Source organism: Arthrobacter sp. 131MFCol6.1 (assembly GCF_000374925.1).
GTDB lineage: Bacteria > Actinomycetota > Actinomycetes > Actinomycetales > Micrococcaceae > Arthrobacter.
Map to the genome: position 1 here is coordinate 305,556 of NZ_KB895542.1, position 19,223 is coordinate 324,778.

Below are 19,223 nucleotides of genomic sequence, written 5' to 3' on the forward strand. Positions count from 1 at the left end.
CGGCCCGCCGCGGCCGTCCGGGCCGCTGTCGCCTGAGCCGCACGGCCGCCCGAGCCGCATGGCCCGCCGCGGCCGTCCGGGCCGCTGTCGTCTGAGCCGCACGGCCCACCCGGGCCGCTGTCCCGCCGCGGCCGTCCGAGCCGCTGTCGTCTGAGCCGCACGGCCCACCCGGGCCGCTGTCACGCGGCGGCCACGGGATCTGTGGGGCGGAAGTATCTGTTCCGGCGGGGTGTCCGGGCGGGGTCGAGGTGGGGTGGCGGGATGAACCAGGGGATGCCGGTCCGCATCTGGATGCTCCAGTGTTCCTTGTGGATCACGTGGTGGTGATGGGAACAGAGCAGGGTTCCGTTACCGGTTCCGGTGGTTCCGCCGCGGGACCAGTAGGTGATGTGGTGGGCCTCGCACCAGGGTGCCGGAATGGTGCATTGCGGGAAGGCGCAGCCGCGGTCCCGGGCGGTGATGGCCTTGCGGATATGCGGCGGGAAGACCCGGGAGGCGCGGCCGATGTCCAGGACCTGGCCCTTCCCGCCGAGGACGACCGGGATGATGTCGGCGTCGCAGGCGATCTTGCGGATGGTGCCGGCGGTGACGGGCCCGGTGAACAGCAGCGAGCCGGTCTGCTGCGGCGCCCCTGCGCTGTGCGGGGAGCGGGGTCCGAGGCGCGGGGCGCCTGCTGTGGCGCTGTTGGAGTCCTGGAGCCGGGTGAGCAGGTCGCGGTAGTCGATGGTGGCCATGACCTGGGGCCGGAGCCCGCCGGCGGCGGGCAGCCCGCCGCTCGCCAGTGCCGCCTTGCACGCGCCGACCAGCCCGTCGAGCAGCCGTTGCGGCCGGGAGCGGAGGTCCAGAACCGGCAGCGAGGGGTCCTCTTCGGCCGTGGCGGGCGCATCAGCCGCGCAGGGCGCATCCGCCGGGCCGGTGTCGGCCCGGACGGCCCCGGGAGTGCCAACGCCGGCAGCACTCGTGCCGCCGCCGGATGCCGTGCCGGCGGGGCTGTCCCCGGCGTCCTCACCGGCCGCCGCCCCGTCCCCGCCGGCCCCGCCCTCGCCCGGTCCGGCCTGTGCCGTGTTGCCGGTGGCGGTGCCCTCGCCGGTGTCGGGGCCGGTGCGGGGGTTGGTGGCGGTGTTCATCACGGTGATCAGGTGTTCGAACTGGTCCGCGGTCGCGAAGATTTCCAGGTGCTGCAGGCCGTGCCGGGGTTTGCGGAGGAAGGCGCCCTGGAGCTGGCGGAGCAGTTCCTCGGAGGGTTCGGCGCCGTCCTGGTCCAGCGCCTCGGCCCAGCTGCGGCTGACGCGGGCGAGGAAGTCGGCGTCGTTCTCGGCCGCGGTGCGGGTCAGGGCATGCTCCATCGCCGCCGCGGCCTCGGGGAGGCAGCTGTGCCGGACCCGGTCCAGGGCGAGCGTGATGACCGTCGCGGCCCGGGACGCGACCTCGCCGGCCGCGACGGCGGCTCCGAGCTCCGGGTGCACGGCCGGCACCGGCCCGCCGGCGAGTCCCTGCCGGGGCAGCAGCGTGTCGGCGAGGCAGAGCCGGCGCTTGGCCTCCGCGGCGCCGATCCGCAGCCGCGCCCGCAGGAACTCCACCGTGTTCCGGTACCCGTCATCCGGCACCGATTCCGGCACCGCAGGCTCCGCCGTTCCGGAGGTTCCGGCAGGCTCCGCCGCAACAGACTTGCCCGAGGGAGCCGCCCCAACAGACGTGCCGGAGGGAGCCGTCCCAACAGACGTGCCGGCGGGAGCCGAGGACAAGCAGGTGCCGGCAGGCCCCGCGGCCAAGGAGGTACCGGCAGTGCCGGTCTGCCATCCGCCGTCGCTCTCGCGCCAGCCGGTGGTCCACGCCGTGACCGCCCCCGCCGCGACCCCGGAGGCCGCGGCGGCGGACTGTTTCCTGGTCCGGTCGACGGCGGCGGCCGCGACGAGCTGCAGATACTCCACCGTGCGGGAGAGTTCCTCCACGCTGCCGGCGAAGTCCGCCGCGGCCCGGAAGCCCCACGAGCCCGCATCCTCCACCGCCGTCGAACTCACCGCCCGCAGCGCGGCCACGGCGGCGTCCATACCGGATTGCCGGACCGGGGCTGCACCCCGGTCCGTGCCCTGCGCCTCGTCCTCGCAAGGGCTGAAATCCCTGATGAAATCCCTGACGGCTTCCATGGCTCGAGTCTATTTCTGGGGTACGACAAAGATGATGGACACGGTTCCGTACGGCTTACTCGGCGGGACCCCAAACGAACTGTGACCACGCACCCTGTTGGGTGCGTGGTCACGGATGCGCGCGGAAACCGGCCGTGCGGGTCTAACGAGCTAGAGCTTCAGGATGCTGGTGAGCCGCTCGGTGTCCTGCCGGGTCCGGGCCTTGCCGAGGTACACCACGGCCGCGATCGAGGCTGCGGTGCCCAGGACCATCGGCAGGATCCACGGGATCCAGGTCAGGCCCGGCTGGTAGCCGAGTCCGGCCGCAATGAAGATGATCCAGCTGAGCATGCCGACGGACGCAGCGACTCCCGCCGGGACGGCGACGCCGTACTTCTGGTGCCGCTTGTCGTTGGCCCACACCACGAAACCCGCAGCAACGGTCACCAAGGCGACCACAATCAGGGAAAGCATTCAGGACACCTCACGCTGGTGAAGAAACGATGACGAAGAAACGATGATGAGAAAGCCAGTGAAGAAGCGGCAGTGAGAAGAACGGGGCTAGAGAGCGCCGAAGCCGACGCGGCGGGCCTCTTCTGCTCCGATTTCCACGTAGCCCAGGGCATTGGCGGGGATGATCACCAGACGGCCCTTGTCGTCCTTCAACCGCAGTTCGCTGCCCTTGGCGATTGCGTCGCCGACTACCTTGGCGACGGCGTCGGCGTCCTGGGTCGATTCGAGGACAATTTCGCGGCCAATGTTCTGAATACCAATCTTTACTTCCACAGCAAGGCCTCCCAGCCAATCAACGTCCAAAAATGTCTAAGGTCAATCTCTATTTGTACTCTAGGTCTCTTTGGGGAAGCGGGAGATTCCGCGCCAAGCTAAACGGTAGATGAGGTCGCTGGCTACATCGAGATCCAGGTTCCCGTCCGTTTCCAGCCAATACCGGGCGCTCACATGGGCCATTCCGGCGAGCCCGCGGCCCAGCAGCTGGGCCTCCAGCTCCGGAAGCTTGGTGTCCTCGGCGATGACATGCGCGACGGCGTCGGCGAAGGTCTTGTTGAACGTTTCCAGCCGCGCACTGACGTCAGGATCGTTGATCAGGTCCGACTCGAAGACGAGCCGGTGCGCCTGGTCGTCGTGGGCGATGAAGCGGAAGTAGGCGCGCATGACGGCCTGGACGCGTTCGTCATTGTCGGTGGTGGAATTCAGGGCGCCAAGCAGCAGGTCGGTCAGCTTGCTGAGGTGGCTGTCCAGCAGGGCCAGGTAGAGGTCCCGCTTGGAAGGGAAGTGCTGGTACAACACCGGCTTGCTGACGTGGGCAGTCTCGGCGATCTCGTCCATGGCGGCACCGTGGTAGCCGTTCGCCACGAAAACTTCCTGTGCGGCCGCCAGCAGCTGCGCCCGGCGTTCGTCGCGGGGGAGGCGGGCCGAGCGCTGTCCGCTCCGAGTCTGCCCTGCCGGCGGCTTGCCGGACTCGTCCCGCTCCAACGGTGCCTGATGAACCACTGTCGGCCTTCTTTCCCTTTTCACCCCATTGCGCGCAATGGCACTCATTTGCATTTCGTACTGAACTACCTTGCACTCAATTACACCTTACGCGCGGGTAATATGACCTGGCGGTATCTTCGGGCATAGATTGAAGTATGGCTTCCAAGTTCACCGCCGCCGGTGCCCCCGCAACCCCCAAGACGCAGCTGGATCCGCGGCCCGGACCGCTGGTTGACCCGGCTGCGGACCTCAGCCCGGAGGAGGTGGAACGCTACTCGCGCCACCTGATCATTCCGGAGATCGGCGCGATCGGCCAGCGACGCCTCAAGAACGCGAAAGTCCTGGTGATCGGTGCCGGTGGCCTCGGCTCCCCAGCCCTGCTCTATCTCGCCGCCGCCGGGATCGGCACCCTCGGCATCGTCGACGACGACGACGTCGACCTCAGCAACCTCCAACGCCAGATCATCCATGGTGTCGCGGACGTGGGCCGGCCAAAAATCGAGTCCGCCCGCGATGCCATAGCGGCGCTGAACCCGCTCGTGGACGTCCGGCTCCACAACGTCCGCCTCGATGCGTCCAACGCACTGGAACTCTTTGCCGGTTACGACCTGATCCTCGACGGCGCCGACAACTTTGCCACCCGGTACCTCGTCAACGACGCCGCCGCCATCCTCGGCAAGCCCTACATCTGGGGATCGATTTTCCGTTTCGACGGCCAGGTCAGCGTCTTTTGGGAACAGTTCGGACCCACCTACCGGGACCTTTACCCGGAGGCGCCACCGCCCGGATCTGTGCCGTCCTGCGGCGAAGGCGGCGTGTTCGGCATGCTGTGCGCCGCCGTCGGAGCGCTGATGGTGACCGAGGCCGTCAAGCTGATCACCGGCGTCGGCCGGTCCCTGCTGGGCCGGCTGGCGCTCTATGACGCGCTGGGCGGCACCTGGCGCGAGATCAAGGTGACCCGGGACCCGGCGGCGGCGCGGATCACCGAACTCACCGATTACGAGGCCTTCTGCGGGATCACCCCAACGGCGGATGCCGGTACCGAGCACACTGTGACGGCGACCCAGCTCGCCACCATGCTGGCCTCCCGCACGGCCGGCCTCAAGGACTTCCGCCTCGTGGACGTGCGCGAGCAGGGAGAATACGAAATCGTCCGCATTGAGGGGTCGGAGCTGATCCCGCAAGGCCGCATCCTTGCCGGCGAGGCGTGGCAGGAACTGCCCCAGGAAGCCGAAATTGTCTTCCACTGCAAGGCCGGAACACGATCCGCCGCCGTCCTGTCCGCAGCCCGCGCCGCCGGGTACGAGCGCGTCAGCCACCTCGAGGGCGGCATTCTCGCCTGGGTTAGGGACGTGGAACCCGGGAAACCGGTGTACTGAGCCGTGGCTGGCCATTGGCGGCCATGTCGCGGCACCCGAATAAACGCTCCGTTGAGCGGCGCCCTTTACCGAAAGGCTTGGTCGTGAGCGAGGAAAATGTCATGAGCGAGGAAAATACAGTGACGCCCCAGCGGAAGATAGGCTCCGGGTTCGGCCGGGATTCGACGGCGGCCGACGTCATTGCCGGGATCGACCTGACCGGGAAGACCGCGATTGTCACGGGCGGGTACTCGGGGCTGGGCCTGGAGACCGTGCGGGCGCTGGCCTCCGCCGGCGCCGCCGTCGTGGTGCCGGCCCGGCGGCCGGAGCATGCCCGCGACGTCCTCGCCGCGGCCGGTCTGACGCCAGCAACCACTGGCGGCGTCAGCGTCGCCGAGCTGGAAGTTGCCGAACTGGACCTGGCGGACCAGGACAGTGTGAAGGAGTTCGCCGCCGGCTTCCTGGCCGGCCCGGCGCCGGGAACGGTACCTGGCGCGGCGCCGGGCGCAGGCCGCAGCCTGGAGATTCTCATCAACAACGCCGCCATCATGGCGAGTCCGGAGCGCAGGGTGGGACCCGGCTGGGAATCACAGTTCGCCACGAACCACCTGGGCCATTTTGCCTTGACCAACCTGCTGTGGCCGGCGCTTGCCGCGGCCCAGGGAGCCCGCGTGGTCGCGCTGTCCTCGACCGGCCACAAGCTCTCGGCCATTCGCTTCGATGACATCAATTTCGACGCCGGCTACGACAAGTGGCGCGCCTACGGCCAGGCCAAGACGGCGAACGCGCTCTTCGCCGTCCAGCTCGATGCCCTGGGCCGGAACTTTGGCGTGCGCGCCTTCGCAGTACATCCCGGCGGGATCATGACGGAGCTGCAGCGGCACCTGCCGCGGGAGGAGATGATCGCCGCGGGCTGGATGGACGAACACGGCAAGCTCGACCCGCGCTTCAAGACACCCGCGCAGGGCGCGGCCACCTCGGTCTGGGCCGCGACGTCGCCGGCGCTTGAGGGAATGGGCGGCGTCTACTGCGAGGACTGCGACATCGCCGAAGCCACGGTGCCCGGATCGCCCGAAGCCAGGGTCAGGGGAGTGGATGTCCACGCCGTGGACCGGGAGGCTGCCACACGGCTGTGGCAGGTGTCGGCCGAGATGACCGGGATCAACGCTTTCCCCGGATAAGCCAGGGATGATCCACGGATAAGCCGCGGTGCGGGGGACGCGCGGGGCAGCTACGCGGTTTCGCGGATGTCGCCCGCTGCGGGGCCGAGGTCGCCGGGGTTATGGACACCGGGGTTATGGACAACGGCGTTATGGTCCACGGGGCACGCGGCCGCGGAACCGGCGGCACCGGGGACCGTTGCGCCGGCGGTGGGCTCCACCGTGATGCCGTACAGCGCCTCAAGACCGGCAATGTAGGCGTCCTGCTGTCCGTTGGAGGCCAGTTCGCGGGCCCGGACGGTGGGGACGTGCAGCAGTTGTTTCACCATGCGGCGCAGGGCAAATTCGACTTCTTCGGCGGCGGCCGTGCAGCCGTGCCGGGCCCGGACCTTTTCCATTTCCGCGTCCAGGACGTTCATCGTGTGGCGGCGCAAGGCGACGATCGCCGAGTCGACGCTCCTGGCCTCGCGCTCCTGCTCAAAGGCGCTGGCCGCCCCGGCCACGATGCTGCTGGCCTGTTCGAGCGACTCGGCCTGTTCCTGCGGTGCGGCCAGCCGGACCGATTCCAGCGTAAGCAGTTCGACGCCGTCGAGGTCGCCGACAGCGGGGTCAAAGTCATGGGTCAGGGCGAGGTCGATCGCGATCAGCGGCTGGGGCGAGTTCGCACGAATCCGGGCGATTTCGTCCGCCTCGACTCGACTGTCGGAGCCGCTGCAGCCGATCATGACGTCGGCCGCGGCAACTGCGCCCGGAAGCGTGTCCTCGTCCAGTGCCGTGCCGCCCCGGGTGGCGACGAAGCCGGCGGCGCGGCCGGAGGAGGAATAGACAGAGACATCGGTGCAGCCGCGTTCGCGCAGCAGGGACATGGTGGCACCGGCGTAGGCGCCGGTCCCGAAGACGACGGCTTTCTTGGCGGACCAGTCCGGGCTTTCCGACAGGTCAGTGGCGAGGTCCAGGGCCACGGAGACGATGGAGAGCCCGCGCGAACCCAACGCCGTCTGGGCGCCGACGTCCTTCGCGGTTTTGGACGCGGCCTGGAACAGCCGGACCAGGCCGGAGCTGGCGGTGCCCTCGTGTTGGGCCGTGATCAAGGCGCGGCGGACCTGCCCGGCAATTTCCCGTTCGCCCACCACGGCGGAGTCCAGCCCGGAGCTGACGGAGAAGAGGTGCTGGCTGACCTCGGCGCCAGTGCGGGTGCTGAAGGCGCGGGAGACGAGCTGATCGTTGAGTCCGCTGGCGCCGCTGATGTGGGCGATGAGGGCTGCCCGGGCCGCGGCGACGGCGTCCGGATGGGGGGCTTCACCATAGATTTCAAGCCGGTTGCAGGTGGCAAGGACAACGGCACCCGCCACGGCCGGCGATCCGGCGAGGGCGGATGTGGCGATCCCTGAAGCGCCGGTGCTCAACTGAGCAACGGTTTCGAGGTCGATGTCGGCGTGTGTAGCCACCAATGAAAAAAGAACCACAGCATCACCATCATAGCTTTTTCGCGTCCGTGTAGAACAACCGTCCGGGCGTGGGCTCAGGCACCCTGGCCTGTGATTCCCGCCACGGCGCGGCACTCATGGCCAGTGCCAGAGCCGGCGTGACAGGCTGTCGTTATCTTTTGGGCACAAATTTGGGCACAATCGAAGTCATGACTCCAAGCGCTGCGGCCCGGGCCGGCACGACCACCTTCAGTACGTCCGACAATGGCGCAGCCGGCAATGCCGCCAATGATGGCGCCGCCGCGGGTGCCGCCGCCCGCGGCCTCGATGCCGGGCACCCGCTGATGGACGGCCGCACCGCGGATTCGCCGCTGATCACCGCCTACCGCGGCGGCAAGCCCTCCCGCCGTCCAGTCTGGTTCATGCGCCAGGCCGGCCGCTCACTCCCCGAGTACCTCAAGGTACGTGAGGGCGTCGCGATGCTGGACTCCTGCCTGCGCCCCGAGCTGGCTTCCGAGATCACCCTGCAGCCGGTCCGCCGCCACGACGTCGATGCCGCCATCTTTTTCTCGGACATTGTCATCCCGCTCAAGCTGGCCGGCGTCGGCGTGGACATCGTGCCCGGCGTCGGACCCGTTCTGGACAAGCCGGTCCGCACGGCCGCTGACGTTGCCGCCCTGCCGCAACTGACCTGGGAGGCCCTGGAGCCCATCCGCGAGGCCGTCCGGCTGACGGTGGCCGAGCTCGGCAGTACCCCGCTGATCGGCTTCGCCGGTGCCCCGTTTACCCTTGCCGCGTACATGGTGGAAGGCAAGCCTTCCCGCGACCACCTCGGCCCGCGCACTATGATGCACGCCGACCCCGAGACCTGGACTGCCCTGGCCAACTGGGCCGCCGATGCCTCGGGGATGTTCCTCCGCGCGCAGCTGGAAGCCGGCGCCTCCGCCGGCCAGCTCTTCGACTCCTGGGCCGGTTCGCTGGGACTGGCCGACTACCAGCGCTTCGTTGCGCCGGCGTCATCCCGGGCCCTGGACCATGTCCGGCACCTCGGCGCACCGCTGATCCACTTCGGCACCGGCACGTCGGAACTGCTCGTCGCGATGCGCGACGTCGGCGTCGACGTCGTGGGGGTCGACTACCGGCTGCCGCTGGACGAGGCCAACCGCCGCCTCGGCGGCACCGTTCCGCTGCAGGGCAACATCGACCCGGCACTGCTTTCGGCACCGTGGGAAGTCCTCGAAGCCCACGTCCGCGAGGTGATCGCGGCCGGCTCCGCTGCGCCCGGGCACGTCGTGAACCTCGGCCACGGGGTGCCGCCGGAGACGGATCCTGAGGTGCTCACGCGCGTGGTCGAACTCATCCACTCCATCGCTCCGGAGTAGGGGCGTGGACGCAGGCGCCGCCGGGACTCCCGGGGAAGGCACCGCCGTCGTGATCGGGGGCGGGATCTCCGGGCTGCTTGCGGCACGGGAATTCGCCCGGGCCGGGGTCCGCACCACCGTCCTGGAGGCCGGCGAGGCCTGGGGCGGTTGCGTCGGCAGCCATGCCGTGGCCGGACTGACCCTGGACAGCGGCGCGGAATCTTTCGCCACCCGCACCGCCGCCGTAGCCGATCTCGCCGCGGAGCTCGGGCTGGCCGGCGAGATCGTTGCGCCGAACCCCGGCGGGGCCTGGGTCCAGTTGCCTGACGGTCCCCGGGAACTGCCCAAGACCGGTGTGCTGGGCATCCCGGCGAGCCCGTGGGACCCGGAAGTCCGCCGGTCGCTGGGCCTGCTGGGTTCCCTCCGCGCCTCCGTCGACGCCGTGCTGCCGGCCTCGCTGGGCACCGCTGCCGGGGCAACGAGCGTGTCAGCCCTGGTCCGCCGGCGGATGGGCAGGCGGGTCCTGGACCGCCTCGTGGCGCCGGTGGTCGGCGGCGTCCACTCGGCCGATCCCTCAGCCCTCGACGTCGACATGGTGGCCCCCGGTCTGCGGGCCGGCATCCGTCAGCACGGTTCCCTCGCCGCCGCCGTCGCGGCTCAGCGCAGGGGAGCGGCGACCGCCATGGCTGGCCCCTCCGGACCAGCCGGAACGGCCGGGACAGCCCAGGCCGCCGGGCTCCAGAAGGCCGGCTCCGCCGTCGCCGGGCTGCGCGGCGGCATGCACACGCTCGTCGCCGCCCTGCTGGCCGATCTGCGTCAGCGCGGCGTCACCCTGCTGCCCCGCACCCCGGCCCGGTCAGTGCGGCGCACAGCCGACGGCTGGCGCGTGGCCACAGACCAGACCACTTTCGACGCCGGGCTCCTCGTGGTTGCGGTCGAAGGTCCCGCCGCCGTCGGGCTGCTTGAGGAGTCCCTGCCGGAACTTGCCGGCCACCGCCCCGATGCCGGACCCGACGTCAGCCTTGTCACGCTCGTGGTGGACCTCCCGGCCCTTGACGCGGCGCCACGCGGCACCGGCGTGCTTGTTGCGCCGCAGAGCCCGGGCGTGCAGGCCAAGGCGCTGACGCACGCCACCGCCAAATGGGCCTGGCTGGCGGAGCAGGCAGGCCCGGGAAGGCATGTTCTCCGGCTCTCCTACGGACGGAGCGCAGCTCCCGGGGCTGTTACTCCCCGGGCAATGCCCGAGTCCCGCGGCGGCGGACTGGCCACAGCGCCGCGCTCCGACGATGAACTTTTCCGCGCAGCGCTGGCTGATGCCTCGGCCCTGCTGGCCGTACCCGTCGGCGCCGGGGACGTGGCCGATTGGGACGTGGTCCGCTGGGCCGGTGCGCTGCCGTTTGCGTCCCTGGGCCACAGGCAGCGCGTCGCGGCCGTCCGGAGCATCTGTGCCGCGGACGGCACGCTTGCCGTGGTGGGCGGCTGGCTGTCCGGCAATGGCCTGGCCGCGATCGTCGCCGACACCCCGCAGCAGGTCCGCAGGCTGTTGCCCTGAAAGCGGGTTGCCCTGAACGCGGCTGCGTTCAATTGGTTGCCCTGAACGCGGCTGCGCCCAGTTTAGTTGCACTGAATTTGGCTGCCCAGAACGCGGTCCTCCGAGTCCCAAAAGCACCTTCAGCCACAGGAATCACAGCGGCTCCAAAGGCACCCTGAACCCCTCCGGTCCCGGTGGTTTCGTGCCGGAAATTCGCGGTTTTTGCAAGTTTTTCCTGCCGATCGATTCCGGCTAGGCTCGATGACCATGTTTACTTTCAGGTCCAAGGTGTCAACAACGAAGACCCGGAGCCATCGGGGCCTTCGAAGGGGTGCGGCGGCGGTCGCGCTCGGGGCCGCACTGGCTGCCACCGCCGGGGCTCCTGCCTCGCAGGCGGCCACCGGGTTGTCCGCAGCGGCGTCCACCGCACCGTCCGCGCAAGGTTCGCTGACACTTGGCCTCGACGACGTGCTGGACAGCCTGCTCGGCTCCTCCAAGACGCCGAGCCCCTCGCCGTCCGCCGACCCGGGGGAGGCCACCCCGTCGCCCGGCAGCAGCCCGGAACCCAGCGACCCCGAACCCAGCGACCCCGAGCCCAGCGACCCGGAACCCAGCGACCCCGAGCCCACGGCCCCGCACACCAGTACCCCGCCGCCGTCGGGCACGCCGTCCGCGAAAGTTGCACCGCCCGCCGGACCGCAGGATCCCGGCGCGCCGCCCGCGGCCCCGGCTCCGGGAGCTCCCGCCGCAGACGGTTCCGCCGGGACCGCGCCCACCGGACAGGCCCCCGGCCAACCGCCACCGGGCAGTGCGGGCGCCGACCCGGCGGCTGAGCCCCAGTCCGGCACCGCGGTGCCGGCCGCGGGCAGCGTTACCGGCACGCAGTCGGCCTCGCAGTCGGCCACGCCGCATCCGTCCCCAAGCGGTTCAAACACAACCGGCTGGACCCAGACCCAGGCCCCGGCCAAGGGCCACTCCGGCAACACCTCCCTCGAGGCAACCTCGACGTTGGAACCGGCCGGTCCGTCCCCGCTGGTCGGCTGGGGCATCTCCCTGGTAGCGCTCTCGCTTGGCGCCGGCGTCGCGGTCCTTCGGATGCGCCGGAGCTGACAGGACCCTTTCCCAAGGACCCGCCTCACGCGGGCCCTCCTCCCGCATGTGAAATAAAGCACTTCTACGCGTTGTAGAAGTGCTTTTTTTCGACTTAGCTGGGGAGAGGAGGCAGACTGGTATGCATGAGCCACACTTCTGCCGAATCTGTCACTAAAACCGGAATGTCAGCCCCCGGAGAATCCGTCGCCGGGGCATCGGCGCCCGAAGATTCAACTGAGCAGTTCTTCACCCTTTGGACCGTATTCAAGCGGTCAGCGGACATCCTGCGCGGCGCCGATGCCGCTGAGGACTTCGACGCCCTGATGAAAAGCCTCGCCGACGCCGGGGTTGTCCACCGCGGCAGCTACGACGTCTCGGCGATGCGGGCCGACGCGGACATCATGGTCTGGCTGCATGGTCCCCGGCCGGAAGCGCTGCAGCGGGCAGTGCGGGACATCCGGCGCAGCAAGCTGTTCGCCGGCACCGAGATCGTCTGGTCCGCCATGGGCGTGCACCGCGAGGCCGAATTCGCCAAGAACCACACCCCGGCGTTCTCCCGCGGCGTGGAACCGGCGGAATGGCTCTGCGTCTACCCCTTCGTCCGCTCCTACGAGTGGTACCTCCTGCCGGACGCCGAGCGCGGCGCCATGCTCCGCGACCACGGCATGCTGGGCCGCGACTTCCCCCAGGTCATCTCCAACACCGTGTCCTCGTTCGCCCTGGGCGACTGGGAATGGATCCTCGGACTGGAAGCCCCCGAGCTCGTGGACCTCGTGGACCTGATGCGCCACCTCCGGGCCACCGAAGCCCGGCACCACGTCCGCGAAGAAATCCCGTTCTACACCGGCCGCCGCGTCACCGCCGCCGAGATTGCCGAGGTCCTGGCATGAGCCCGCTGGATCCTCAGGAATCCGCCGCCTCAGTAACGGCCGTGAACGCCGTCACCGAGGCCGGCCGGATGGCCCCCAAGGAGTACGACGCCGTGCTCCTCGCCTCGTTCGGCGGGCCCGAAGGCCAGGAGGACGTCATCCCGTTCCTCCGCAACGTCACCCGCGGCCGCGGCATCCCCGACGAACGGCTCGAAGAGGTCTCGCACCACTACCGCGCCAACGGCGGCATCAGCCCCATCAACGCACAGAACCGTCAGCTCAAGGCCGGCCTCGAGGCCGAACTTGCCGCCCGCGGCATCGCGCTGCCGGTGTTCTGGGGCAACCGCAACTGGGACCCGTACATCCCGCAGACCCTGCAGGAGATCTACGACGCCGGCCACCGCAAGGTGCTCATGCTCACCACGAGTGCCTACTCCTGCTACTCCAGCTGCCGCCAGTACCGCGAGGACATCGGCATGGCGCTGACCGAAACCGGGCTCGACGGCAAGCTCGAGGTCGACAAGGTGCGCCAGTACTTCGACCACCCCGGGTTCGTGGAGCCCTTCATCGAGGGAACCGCCGCCGGCCTCGCCGACGTCCGTGCCCAACTGGCCGCGGCCGGCACCCCGGACGCCCCCGTACACATCCTGTTCGCGACGCACTCCATCCCGACCCGCGACGCCGAGGCAGCGGGCCGGTCCGAGGGTGAGCCGCGCACCTTCGAGGAAGACTCCGCGTACGCCGCGCAGCATCTGGCCTCCGGCACCGAGATCATCCGCCGGGTGGAAGATGAGACGGGCCTGACCGCACCCTGGTCCCTCGTCTACCAGTCCCGCTCCGGCGCCCCGCATGTGCCGTGGCTCGAACCGGACATCAACGACGCCATCGAGGAGCTCGCCGGCCAGGGTGTCAAGGGCATCGTGATTGTGCCGCTGGGCTTTGTCAGCGACCACATGGAAGTGGTCTGGGACCTGGACACCGAGGCGCTTGAGACCTGCGCCCGGCTGGAGCTGGCCGCAACCCGCGTCCCCACTCCCGGAACGCACCGCAAGTTTGTCTCCGGGCTCGTGGACCTCATCTGCGAGCGGACCGTCGCGAACAACATCGCCGAGCGGCCGCACCTGACCAAGCTCGGCCCCTGGTACGACGTCTGCCGTCCCGGCTGCTGCGCGAACTTCCGCGGCGAAAAGCCCACCATCGCCGGAGCCGACACCACCGTCGGGACCGGACACGATCCCTACCCGGCCGCAGCGGTGGCTTCGCGCACGGCGGCGGGCACGGCTGATACGGCGGCAGGCCGGGGGACCGCATGAGCGTCCGGATCGGCACCCGCGCCAGCAAGCTCGCCCTGACCCAGACCCAACAGACCGCGGACCAGCTGGCCGCCGTCGGCGGGTTCCCCGTCGAGCTCGTCCACGTCCGGACCGACGGCGATGTCCTCAAAGGCTCGCTGTCCCAGATGGGCGGCACCGGCGTCTTCGTCGCCGCGCTCCGCGACGCCCTGCTGCAGAACACCTGCGATATCGCCGTGCATTCGCTCAAGGACCTCCCGACCGGTCCGGCGCTGGGCCTGACCCTGGCGGCCACACCCAAACGCGTCGACGTCCGGGACGTGCTGTGCGCCCGCGACGGGCTCAAACTTGCCGACCTGCCCAGCGGCGCGAGCGTCGGCACCGGCTCGCCGCGCCGCGCGGCCCAGCTCCGAGCCGTGCGTCCGGACCTGGACATCCGCGACATCCGCGGCAACGTGGACACCCGGCTGGGGCGCGTCCCCGGCCTGTCGGGCAACACGAACGACGCTGTCGTTGACGGCAAGTCGAACGACCTCGACGCCGTCGTCCTCGCCGCCGCCGGACTGCACCGGATCGGCCGGCTCGACGCGGTCAGCGAGTACCTCGAGACGGACATCATGCTGCCTGCCGCCGGGCAGGGTGCCCTGGCGATCGAATGCCGCACCGCCGACGCGCCTCGCAGGGCCGGGTCCACGGAAGGCTCCCAGGGCGTCCTGGCGCAGGCCCTCGCGGCCCTCGATGATCCGGACACCAGGCTCGCCGTCACGGCCGAACGCGCTTTGTTGGCCCGCCTGGAGGCCGGATGCGCCGCCCCCGTGGGCGCCTACGCCTACCGCAAAGGGAGCATGCTCCACCTCGAAGCGGTGGTCTGCGCAGTCGACGGCACGGCAACCGTCCGTGACAAGAAGGCCACTGACGGCCTCACCGAGGTCGGGGCAACGCTGCTCGGGATCGAGCTGGCGGAAGTCCTGCTCGCCCGCGGCGCCGCGGACATCGCGGACCTGGCAGCTTCCTGAACCGCGGATTCCACACTTCATGGGACGGCACAGCGACCGCAACAACACGGGCGGGCCAGCCGGCGTGAGCGTGCCGGAGGGCGCCCGCGTGCTGGTTGCCCGCAGCCCGGACCGCGCGGGGGAGCTCGTCACGGCCCTCCGCCGTGTCGGCGCCGAGCCGTTGCTGCTGCCGCTGATCGACTTCGAGCAGGCCAGCGACCAGCACTCCCTTGACGTCGCCTTCGACGCCCTCGGTGCCGGGGCCTACACGTGGCTCGTGGTCAGCAGCGTGACCACCGTCCAGGCACTTGAAGCGAAAGCCGCCGAACGCGGTGCCTCCCTCAGCAGCTGGCTGCCCGGCAGCATCCTCGTGGCCACGATCGGCCCGGCGACCCGCCGTGTGCTGGAATCCCGGGGCATCAGCGTCGACCTCGCACCCACGGGCCAGCAGTCCGGCACGGGCCTGCTCGACATCTGGCCCGCGAACCAGGGCAGCGTGCTCCTGCCCCAGGCGGACATTGCGGACCCCCGGCTGCGCAAGGGCCTCGAGGCCCGCGGTGCCGCCGTCCAGGCCGTCACCGCGTACAACACCGTCGACTATCCGGCCGATCCGCGCCGGGCCCTGCCCGCCTCCCCGCCAGCCCCGCCGCAGGCGGCCTTGACGCAGGGGAGCAGCCCAGCCCGGCAGGACGCTCCGCCGCCCGCCGTGCTCACCGCGGCCGAGGCCAAAGCCGAAATCGGTGCCGGCCGGCTGCACGCCGTCGTCGCCGCCTCGCCCAGCGCCGCACGCCGCATCCACGCGCACCTCGCCCCGCTGGGCAACTGCCGTTTCGTCGCCATCGGACGCTCGACGGCGGCCGAGGCGGCTTCCCTCGGACTCACCGTCGACGCCGTCGCCGAAGAGCCGACGGCGTCCGGGCTGGTTGCCGCCGTCGTCCGGTCCCTTGACCACCAGCAGCCCCCACCGCATCCGTCAGTCGCAGAGCCCTCAGCAAAGGACACCATATGAGCTTCCCGACCCACCGCCCCCGCCGGCTCCGCACCACCCCGGCCATGCGCCGGCTGACGGCCGAACACCGGCTCTCAGCCTCGGAGCTCATCCTGCCGGCCTTCATCCGCGAAGGCCTGACCAAGCCCAACCCGATCGCCTCGATGCCCGGCGTGCAGCAGCACACCACCGATTCGCTCAGGCGTGCCGCGGCCGAGGCGGTGCAGCTGGGCGTCGGCGGCATCATGCTGTTCGGCGTCCCCGCCCTCCGGGACGCGCGCGGGACGGCGTCGCTGGACCCCGACGGCGTGCTGAACAAGGCCATCCGGGACGTCCGCGCCGAGGTCGGCGACGAACTCGTGGTCATGAGCGACGTGTGCCTCGACGAATTCACCGACCACGGCCACTGCGGCGTCCTGGACGCCAACGGCTACGTCGACAACGATGCCACCCTGGAAATCTACGGCCAGATGGCGGTTGCCCAGGCCGACGCCGGCGCCCACGTCCTGGGCCCCTCCGGCATGATGGACGGCCAGGTCGCCGTGATCCGGCAGGCCCTGGAGGACGCCGGGCACGCCAACACCGCGATCGTGGCCTACGCCGCGAAATACGCCTCCGCGTTCTACGGCCCGTTCCGCGAGGCCGTCGACTCGCAGTTGACCGGCGACCGCCGCACCTACCAGATGGACGCCGCCAACCGCCGGGAGGCCATCCTTGAGGTCGACCTGGACCTGGCCGAAGGCGCCGACATGGTCATGGTGAAGCCGGCCATGAGCTACCTGGACATCCTCGCCGACGTCGCCGCCATGAGCCCGGTCCCCGTGGCCGCCTACCAGATTTCCGGCGAGTACTCGATGATCGAGGCTGCCGCCGCGAACGGCTGGATCGACCGCCGGGCCGCCATCACCGAGTCCGTCCTGGGCATCAAACGCGCCGGCGCCAACATGGTGCTGACCTACTGGGCGAGCGAACTCGCCGGCTGGCTGAAGGAAACCCGATGAACACGGCCCCCGAGACCCCGAACGCCCCGCTCGATTCCACACCCACGGCGCCGGTGGGACCCCACCGCATCCTCCTGGGCCTGAACACCTTCGGCGACGTCGGGGTCTTCCCGGACGGCCATCCCGTCCCGCACGCCCAGGTGCTGCGCCAGCTCCTGGAACAGGCTGAACTCGCGGACCAGATCGGCCTGCACGCCTTCGCGGTGGGGGAGCACCACCGCCGCGACTTCGCGGTCTCCGCCCCGGAGGTCTTCCTGGCCGCGGCGGCCGCCCGCACGAAGAACATCCGGCTCGGCTCGGCCGTGACAGTGCTCAGCTCCGATGACCCGATCCGGGTGTTCCAGCGCTTCGCCACCGTGGACGCCATCTCCGGCGGCCGGGCAGAGGTCATGCTGGGCCGGGGGTCCTTCATCGAGTCCTTCCCGCTGTTCGGCCTGGACCTGGCCGACTACGAGGTCCTTTTCGAGGAAAAGCTCGAGCTCTTCGACAAGGTCCGGGCGCAGAAACCGGTCCACTGGGAGGGACGCACCCGGCCGGCCATCAGCGGCCTGAGCGTCTATCCGCCGCTGGAACACCACCTTCTGCCGACCTGGATCGGCGTCGGCGGGACCCCCGAGTCGGTGCTGCGCTGCGCCGAGTACGGCTACCCGATCATCTTCGCGATCATCGGCGGCCAGCCGCGGTCCTTCGCGCCCCTGGCAAACCTCTACCGGGAAGCCATGGCCAAGTACGGGCACCAGATGCAGCAAATGGCCACGCATTCGCCGGGCCACGTTGCCGCCACGGATGAGGAAGCCCGGGAGGAGTTCTTCCCGCACTGGCTCGATCAGCGCAACAGGATCGGGGCCGAACGCGGCTGGGGCCCGGCCAGCCGCGGCGAGTTCGACGCGATGTGTACGCCCGAGGGAGCCCTCTACGTCGGGTCGCCGGAAACCGTGGCCTCGAAGATCGCCCTGCTCAAAAAGAACCTGGGCGTGGACCGCTTTGATCTCAAGTACAGCAACGGCACCCTGCCGCACACGGCCATGATGCGCTCGATTGAACTGTTCGGCACCGAAGTGGCGCCCCGCGTGGCCGCGCTTCTGGCCGCGAACTGAACTGGCCGCGAACTGAGCTCGCCGCGAACTGAAAGAATAGGAACCATGACTTCCAGCATGCCTCGCAACGAGGAACTCTTTGACCGAGCCCGCCAGCTGATGCCGGGCGGCGTGAACTCACCCGTGCGCGCCTTCGGCTCCGTGGGCGGGACGCCGCGGTTCATGGTGTCCGCCAAGGGTGCCTACCTAACCGACGCCGACGGTGCCGACTACGTCGACCTCGTCTGCTCCTGGGGCCCGGCGCTGCTGGGGCACGCCCACCCGGAGGTCCTGGCAGCCGTGCACGCCGCCGTCGACCGCGGGCTCTCCTTCGGAGCTTCGACGCCGGACGAGGCAAACCTCGCCGCCATCGTCAAGGAGCGCGTCCCGGCCGCCGAGCGCGTCCGGATGGTCTCCACCGGCACCGAGGCGACCATGACGGCCGTCCGGCTGGCCCGCGGCTTCACCGGCCGCAACCTCATCATCAAGTTCGCCGGCTGCTACCACGGCCACCTCGACGGCCTCCTTGCCGCCGCAGGCTCCGGCCTGGCGACCCTCGCGCTGCCCGGCTCGGCCGGTGTCACCGCCGCCACTGCCGCCGAGACCCTCGTGCTGCCCTACAACGACCTCGGCGCCGTCGAGGCCGCCTTCGCCAAGCACGGTGACAGCATTGCCGCCGTCATCACCGAAGCCGCTCCCGCCAACATGGGCGTTGTCACCCCCGGCGACGGCTTCAACTCCGGCCTCTCCCGGATCACCCGCGAGCACGGCGCCCTGCTGATCCTCGACGAGGTCCTGACCGGCTTCCGGACCGGCTACTCCGGCTACTGGGGCCTCACCGGAGGCGCCGCCGGCGCCGCCGAGCCGTGGACCCCGGACCTGCTGACGTTCGGGAAGGTGATTGGCGGCGGCATGCCGACAGCGGCCCTCGCCGGGCGCGCGGAGGTCATGGACTACCTGGCGCCCCTGGGCCCCGTCTACCAGGCCGGGACGCTGAGCGGTAACCCGGTGGCCATGGCCGCCGGGGTCGCAACCCTCACGCATGCCACCCCCGAAGTCTATTCGTTCGTGGATGCCCGCTCGCTGGAACTCTCTGCGGCGCTGTCCTCCGCGCTCGATGCGGCCGGCGTGGACCACTCCATCCAGCGCGCAGGCAACCTGTTCTCGGTGGCCTTCGGCACGGGCGCCCGTGGTGTCCACAACTACGACGACGCCCAGGGCCAGGAAGTATTCCGCTACGCCCCGTTCTTCCACTCCATGCTGGACTCCGGCGTCTACCTGCCGCCGTCGGTCTTCGAGGCCTGGTTCCTCTCCGCCGCGCACGACGACACCGCGATGAACCGGATCTTCGACGCCCTCCCGGCAGCGGCGAAAGCGGCGGCCGGCGCCAGGCCATAGCCTGCAGCTCTTTAACGAGTTAACGACTGATGGCACCCGCTGTTGCGGGTGCCAT

The 19,223-nt window shown here is 70.1% G+C and carries 17 protein-coding genes; 12 read left to right on the forward strand and 5 right to left on the reverse strand.

Annotated features, from left to right (window positions below; all coding sequences use genetic code 11):
- Positions 1-179: 179 nt before the first annotated feature.
- The 4 genes from C566_RS21065 to C566_RS0108170 all read right to left on the reverse strand — a co-directional run bounded on the left by C566_RS21065 (position 180) and on the right by C566_RS0108170 (position 3,692).
- Complete coding sequence (locus C566_RS21065) at positions 180-2,147, reverse strand: DUF222 domain-containing protein (RefSeq protein WP_051082271.1); 1,968 nt, start codon at positions 2,145-2,147, stop codon at positions 180-182.
- Between the two features lie 150 nt (positions 2,148-2,297).
- A complete protein-coding gene (locus C566_RS0108160) occupies positions 2,298-2,600 on the reverse strand; it encodes a hypothetical protein (protein WP_018773839.1) in 303 nt (100 codons plus the stop codon).
- 87 nt (positions 2,601-2,687) lie between these two features.
- Complete coding sequence (locus tag C566_RS0108165) at positions 2,688-2,912, reverse strand: DUF3107 domain-containing protein (protein WP_018773840.1); 225 nt, start codon at positions 2,910-2,912, stop codon at positions 2,688-2,690.
- 60 nt (positions 2,913-2,972) lie between these two features.
- Positions 2,973-3,692 (reverse strand): TetR/AcrR family transcriptional regulator, encoded by a 720-nt coding sequence (locus tag C566_RS0108170; protein ID WP_442852618.1) that lies wholly within the window; start codon positions 3,690-3,692, stop codon positions 2,973-2,975.
- An 83-nt stretch (positions 3,693-3,775) separates the two neighbouring features.
- Here C566_RS0108170 and moeB point away from each other — a divergent pair, with 83 nt between their 5' ends.
- Together moeB and C566_RS0108180 are read left to right on the forward strand one after the other, a co-directional pair.
- Positions 3,776-4,999, forward strand: a complete 1,224-nt coding sequence (gene moeB / locus C566_RS0108175) for a molybdopterin-synthase adenylyltransferase MoeB (RefSeq protein WP_018773842.1) — start codon at positions 3,776-3,778, stop codon at positions 4,997-4,999.
- A 101-nt stretch (positions 5,000-5,100) separates the two neighbouring features.
- Entirely contained in the window at positions 5,101-6,159 is a 1,059-nt protein-coding gene (locus tag C566_RS0108180) for an SDR family NAD(P)-dependent oxidoreductase (RefSeq protein ID WP_018773843.1), read from the forward strand.
- Between the two features lie 50 nt (positions 6,160-6,209).
- Here C566_RS0108180 and C566_RS0108185 read toward each other — a convergent pair whose 3' ends face one another.
- The gene (locus C566_RS0108185) at positions 6,210-7,604 is read right to left on the reverse strand and encodes a glutamyl-tRNA reductase (protein ID WP_081627278.1); all 1,395 of its coding nucleotides are present in this window, start codon (positions 7,602-7,604) and stop codon (positions 6,210-6,212) included.
- Between the two features lie 170 nt (positions 7,605-7,774).
- On the opposite strand from C566_RS0108185, the gene hemE reads away from it, so the two are divergent.
- The 10 genes from hemE (at position 7,775) to hemL (ending at position 19,168) form a co-directional block, all read left to right on the forward strand.
- Positions 7,775-8,947: a uroporphyrinogen decarboxylase gene (gene hemE / locus C566_RS0108190; protein WP_018773845.1), complete on the forward strand. Its 1,173-nt coding sequence runs from the start codon at positions 7,775-7,777 to the stop codon at positions 8,945-8,947.
- A 4-nt stretch (positions 8,948-8,951) separates the two neighbouring features.
- Positions 8,952-10,478 (forward strand): protoporphyrinogen oxidase, encoded by a 1,527-nt coding sequence (gene hemG, locus C566_RS0108195; RefSeq protein ID WP_018773846.1) that lies wholly within the window; start codon positions 8,952-8,954, stop codon positions 10,476-10,478.
- 246 nt (positions 10,479-10,724) lie between these two features.
- Positions 10,725-11,567 carry a hypothetical protein gene (locus C566_RS0108200; protein ID WP_155846804.1) on the forward strand — a complete coding sequence of 281 codons (843 nt, stop codon included), beginning with the start codon at positions 10,725-10,727 and terminating at the stop codon, positions 11,565-11,567.
- A gap of 125 nt (positions 11,568-11,692) precedes the next feature.
- Positions 11,693-12,439 carry a hydrogen peroxide-dependent heme synthase gene (gene hemQ / locus C566_RS0108205; RefSeq protein ID WP_026266509.1) on the forward strand — a complete coding sequence of 249 codons (747 nt, stop codon included), beginning with the start codon at positions 11,693-11,695 and terminating at the stop codon, positions 12,437-12,439.
- On the forward strand, positions 12,436-13,731 hold the full coding sequence (locus C566_RS0108210; protein WP_026266510.1) for a ferrochelatase: 1,296 nt from the start codon (positions 12,436-12,438) through the stop codon (positions 13,729-13,731). The genes hemQ and C566_RS0108210 overlap by 4 nt, the downstream gene beginning before the upstream one ends.
- Complete coding sequence (hemC, locus tag C566_RS0108215; RefSeq protein ID WP_018773849.1) at positions 13,728-14,726, forward strand: hydroxymethylbilane synthase; 999 nt, start codon at positions 13,728-13,730, stop codon at positions 14,724-14,726. Before C566_RS0108210 ends, hemC begins: the two co-directional genes overlap by 4 nt.
- Positions 14,727-14,745: 19 nt before the next feature.
- Positions 14,746-15,714, forward strand: a complete 969-nt coding sequence (locus tag C566_RS0108220) for a uroporphyrinogen-III synthase (protein WP_018773850.1) — start codon at positions 14,746-14,748, stop codon at positions 15,712-15,714.
- Complete coding sequence (gene hemB / locus C566_RS0108225; protein ID WP_018773851.1) at positions 15,711-16,694, forward strand: porphobilinogen synthase; 984 nt, start codon at positions 15,711-15,713, stop codon at positions 16,692-16,694. Before C566_RS0108220 ends, hemB begins: the two co-directional genes overlap by 4 nt.
- The gene (locus C566_RS0108230) at positions 16,691-17,791 is read left to right on the forward strand and encodes an LLM class flavin-dependent oxidoreductase (protein WP_018773852.1); all 1,101 of its coding nucleotides are present in this window, start codon (positions 16,691-16,693) and stop codon (positions 17,789-17,791) included. Before hemB ends, C566_RS0108230 begins: the two co-directional genes overlap by 4 nt.
- Before the next feature lie 45 nt (positions 17,792-17,836).
- Entirely contained in the window at positions 17,837-19,168 is a 1,332-nt protein-coding gene (gene hemL, locus C566_RS0108235; protein WP_018773853.1) for a glutamate-1-semialdehyde 2,1-aminomutase, read from the forward strand.
- Positions 19,169-19,223 lie beyond the last annotated feature (55 nt).